Below are 4255 nucleotides of genomic sequence, written 5' to 3' on the forward strand. Positions count from 1 at the left end.
CACTCGGGGCGATTTTCCGACACGAGCATGACCCGGTCGCCCTTTTCCAGCCCAAGCTGGCGCAGCGACTTGGCAAAGCCCGCAACCTGGCGCGCGACCTCAGCCCAGCTTAAGGATTGCCACGTAGTATCATGTTTTGCCCACAAAAACGGGGCGTCACCGCGATACCGCGCACGCGCAAAAAACATGGTGACGAGGTTGGGGAAGCTGTCAAAATCGTCGAATTGCTCGGCAGCCACTTATTCTCTCCTAAACAACATTTTGCGGTCCATTATGGGACTCTGGAAAATTACGCTAGCGCGCCAATGCGTAAGGCGCAACGGGCCGTTAGCGTTAACCGACATCCTCAGTCGGTGCCTCATCAACCAATCGCGGTTCGGTCACTGTCACCTTACCCTTGGCATCGATAGTGGCCGATGTCCCCTCGCTGCGTGGGTCGGAAGCCCCGGTCCAGCTGCCGCCGACACGCTGCGCGCCGTTAACTTTTGAACCCAGATCGACAGGGCGTACCGTCTGTCCAAATTTGGCAAGCCCGTCAGACATCGCCGAAAGCATGGTATTTTGTTCGACCTCAAGACCGCCGCCACCAAAATAGATGTTCGGCAGCGCAATCGCTTGATCAAGCGGAAGGCCGAAGTCGATGACGCCAATCAGCGTCTTGGTCACATGCATGATGATGCGTTTTCCGCCTGCTGAACCCAATGCAAGAACCGCGCGGCCATCGCGATCAAACACAATTGTAGGGGACATGGACGACAATGGCCGCTTTCCGCCCATCACGCGGTTGGCGACTGGCGCGCCATTTTTTTCGGGTGAAAAGGTGAAGTCGGTCAATTCATTGTTCAAGAAAAAGCCGCCCGCAACCAGCTGGCTGCCAAATGGCCCCTCAATCGTCGACGTCATATTGGCGATATTGCCGCTGCGGTCGACTGCGGTGAAATGCGTTGTTCCTGCCACTTCACTGGAAATGGCCGCCGTGCGCGGCATCGCGCCGGGTGGGTTCCCGGCCGGATAGTCCGTGCGCGCCTTTTCAGGGTCAATAAGCGCGGAACGCTCTTTGATATATTCGGGGTTCAAAAGCCCTGCGACCGGCACATTCACAAACGCATCATCCGCCAGATATTTTTCGCGGTCGGCATAAGCCAGCTGCATCGCCTGACCAATTAAATACCAGCTTTTGGGGCTGTTTTTGCCGGATGCTGCCAAGTCAAAACGTTGCAATGTGCCCAATATTTGCAACACCGTCGTCGCGCCTGATGAAGGCGGGGCCATGCCGCACACCACATAGACGCGGTACGGCGCGCAAACCGCTTGCTGTTCCTTTGCGCGATATTGCGCAAGGTCCGTCATGGTCATGTCGCCGGGGCTAAGCTTGCTCGTCGTAACCGCACCCACAATCTGGTTGGCGATAGGGCCGGTGTAAAATGCATCGGGTCCCTTTTTCGCGAGCAATTTTAACGTCGCGGCAAGTTGCGGATTGTTCAGCTTCATACCTGCGGTAACAGGCGCGCCGTTGCGCCAATAAATCGCGCGCGCAGCATCAAAGTTGGACCACAGTGGCTGAATACCTTTCAGCCGTGATTCAAGGGTCTTGTTGACGATGAACCCCTTGTCGGCAAGGCGGATGGCGGGCTTGAAAATCGTCGCCCAAGACAGCTTGCCCCATTTGCGGTGGGTTTCCGCCATAAGCTGGATATTGCCGGGAACGCCCACGGAACGTCCGCCCTGAAAGGCCTCCAAGAAACCGAGCGCTTTACCGTCGGGTCCGACAAAACGATCGGGTGTCGCCGCAGCTGGCGCCGTCTCGCGCCCGTTAATGGTTGAAAGCACGCCCTTTGCGCTGTCCTGATACAAAAGGAAGCCGCCGCCACCAATGCCGCTTGATTGCGGTTCAACGACGGTCAGCGCCAACATCATGGCCATCGCTGCATCGGCAGCGGAACCACCCTGACGTAACATCTCCATCCCCGCTTCGGTGACACGGGGATCGGCCGATGATGTGACGCCGACATTTTCGGCAAAAACCGGTTGAGCGGCAAGGACGAGTGCGCTGATCGCGAAGGACAATTTTTTCATGCCCGATACCTAGCCCCGTTTACACGACAATGCCAAGTCCGGATTTACGCGTCAGTCCCCACGGCGTCCGAGATATTGGCAAACCCGTCGCGCTGCAAAAGTTTCAGCAGTTGCCGGTTGATTTTCAGCGCCAGTCCGGGGCCATGATACACGAGCGCACTGTAAATTTGCACCAAAGATGCGCCCGCAAGGATGCGCGCATACGCATCTTCGGCAGAGGCAATACCACCAACGCCAATCAAGCCCAGCTTGCCCCCACTCGCCTTGCGAAAATCGATGAGGCGTTGCTGCGCAAGGTCGCGCAAGGGCGCGCCCGACAAGCCACCCGTTTCGCCTGCATGTTTCGATTGCAGGTCGGGCCGCGAAATGGTGGTGTTCGATACGATCAAGGCCGCAACACCGCGCGCCATTGCCACGCTGACAATATCGTCAATGTCGGCGGGTTGCAGATCGGGCGCGACTTTCAGGAAGACCGGCGTTGCCCGCGACCGCGCGGCCATAACCTGCGCCAATAGATCATCCAACGCAGCCTTGTCCTGCAGCGCGCGAAGACCGGGCGTATTGGGTGAGCTAATGTTGACGGTCAAATAATCGGCCAGAGGCTCCATATTGCGCACGCCGATAACATAATCGGCAATACGGTCAGCGCTGTCTTTGTTAGCGCCGATATTGATGCCGAGCGGCCCTGCCAATGCCGTGTCCGGAATATTCTGCAGCCGCGCGATCGCCGCCGCCTGTCCTTCGTTGTTGAAACCCATGCGGTTGATGACTGCCGCGTCCTCAACCAACCGGAACAAGCGAGGTTTCGGGTTACCCGCCTGCGGCAACGGCGTTAATGTGCCGACCTCGGTAAATCCAAAGCCAAGGCGCATGATCTCAACGGGCACTTCGGCATTTTTGTCATAGCCCGGCGCAAGGCCAACGGGATTTGCAAAGTGCAGCCCGGCAAAGCGTTGCTGCAAAGCCGCGTCCTGCGTTCCCATAGGCGGGATCGGCAACATTTTCAGCGCCGTAAGCGACATATTGTGGGCGGTTTCGGCATCTGCCTGAAACAAAAAGGGGCGTGCAAGTCGGTAAAACATGAGCGTGCTATTCACGAGTCGCGTGCAAGGTGCAACGGCGGGATTACGTTCATGAACCTGACCAAGATGATTTTGGCCTCAAATGTTGGAATTTTATGGGGTGGTGACGATTACATCCAATCGCATTTTACCAAACGTCTGCGCTGTCGTAGCGCGACCCAAGCGCTCCGCCGTTGAAAAACGGGCGTTCTTTTCCTGAAAGCTCCCCTTCACCGCTGCCATCGTCCCTGACGGGCCGTTCGGCGGCTATGCCTTCGGTGCATCCGGTTCTGGACTTTGCGGTTTCGCTTTGCGGCGGCGGAGATTGGCACGCAGGGCCTCACGCAACCGTTCGGCCTTGATCCGCTCTTTGTCTTGCGCGTCTTTTGCCAATTGCGTTCTCCGATCCATTTTGCCTGCCCGCGCACCCGATGCCAAATCGCCCACAAAGGCGCAAGCCGCTTGACAACAGCCCCGTCCCTTCGCATAGGCCCCACCTTCTGTGTATGCTGCTGTAGCTCAGTGGTAGAGCGCGTCATTGGTAATGACGAGGTCGGGAGTTCAATCCTCCCCAGCAGCACCAGGAAGTCCCCAATATCTTCAGCGATTTCAGACTTCTGGCTTAGAGCAGAAATTGTCGCCTAACTTCCGTTACTTGCTATCATTATTTTTGCAGATCTGCTGCAACTCCATCGGGCGATCTGCACAGCGCATCAGGTGCCGGGCAGTGAGCTGTCCGGTGCCAGCCAAGACATTCTCGCCAGCCGATGCAAGATTTCTTGAGGCTTTTAGGGCATTGCGATTGTTTCGAAACTCTCCAGCTTTTTGGTCTTTGTCATGGGTGGTTCTCCTTAATCGATGCAGCATCATGCTGCCCCACCACCCAAAGCCCAGCTAAATGCCTAGCCGGGTCTATCGCCGCCTTATGTCGGGGCGCTTGAATATGAACAGCAATGCTCGACTGCTTGGAGAAGTCGAATGGATAGTGCGCGCGATAGGCAGAAATTTAGATTAGTTGAGCACTTAGGGTCGTCATTGCGGCACTCAAAAAACTAGACGAAATTTTAGAAAAGACCCTATGATCGAAAGTGGGTGGGCAGCTGCTCGGCAGATTTCGG

At 56.6% G+C, this 4255-nt stretch carries 5 protein-coding genes and 1 tRNA gene; 1 reads left to right on the plus strand and 5 read right to left on the minus strand.

The annotated features are described in order from the left end of the window. The 4 genes from ACILQA_RS10180 to ACILQA_RS10195 form a co-directional block, all read right to left on the minus strand. Positions 1–188 (minus strand): AMP-binding protein (locus tag ACILQA_RS10180; protein WP_395629592.1); only part of this gene is annotated, 188 nt, incomplete at its 3' end. Positions 189–333: 145 nt separating this feature from the next. Beyond that, entirely contained in the window at positions 334–2076 is a 1743-nt protein-coding gene (gene ggt / locus ACILQA_RS10185; RefSeq protein ID WP_395629589.1) for a gamma-glutamyltransferase, read from the minus strand. A 44-nt stretch (positions 2077–2120) separates the two neighbouring features. Then, positions 2121–3158, minus strand: a complete 1038-nt coding sequence (locus ACILQA_RS10190) for a quinone-dependent dihydroorotate dehydrogenase (RefSeq protein ID WP_395629593.1) — start codon at positions 3156–3158, stop codon at positions 2121–2123. A 246-nt stretch (positions 3159–3404) separates the two neighbouring features. After that, positions 3405–3548 (minus strand): hypothetical protein, encoded by a 144-nt coding sequence (locus ACILQA_RS10195; protein ID WP_395629590.1) that lies wholly within the window; start codon positions 3546–3548, stop codon positions 3405–3407. A gap of 97 nt (positions 3549–3645) precedes the next feature. Between ACILQA_RS10195 and ACILQA_RS10200 the strand changes: the two genes are divergently transcribed. Beyond that, positions 3646–3720, plus strand: a tRNA-Thr gene (locus ACILQA_RS10200). Between the two features lie 68 nt (positions 3721–3788). Here the strand turns inward: ACILQA_RS10200 and ACILQA_RS10205 are convergent. Then, positions 3789–4007 (minus strand): hypothetical protein, encoded by a 219-nt coding sequence (locus ACILQA_RS10205; protein ID WP_395629591.1) that lies wholly within the window; start codon positions 4005–4007, stop codon positions 3789–3791. Positions 4008–4255: the final 248 nt, after the last annotated feature.

The sequence above is a fragment of the Sphingorhabdus sp. genome (assembly GCF_044239005.1).
Classification (GTDB): domain Bacteria; phylum Pseudomonadota; class Alphaproteobacteria; order Sphingomonadales; family Sphingomonadaceae; genus Sphingorhabdus_B.

Coding starts and splice junctions, on each gene's coding strand:
- ggt (WP_395629589.1), bottom strand. CDS start 2,076: ATGAAAAAATTGTCCTTCGCGATCAGCGCACTCGTCCTTGCCGCTCAA.
- ACILQA_RS10190 (WP_395629593.1), bottom strand. CDS start 3,158: ATGTTTTACCGACTTGCACGCCCCTTTTTGTTTCAGGCAGATGCCGAA.
- ACILQA_RS10195 (WP_395629590.1), bottom strand. CDS start 3,548: ATGGATCGGAGAACGCAATTGGCAAAAGACGCGCAAGACAAAGAGCGG.
- ACILQA_RS10205 (WP_395629591.1), bottom strand. CDS start 4,007: ATGATGCTGCATCGATTAAGGAGAACCACCCATGACAAAGACCAAAAA.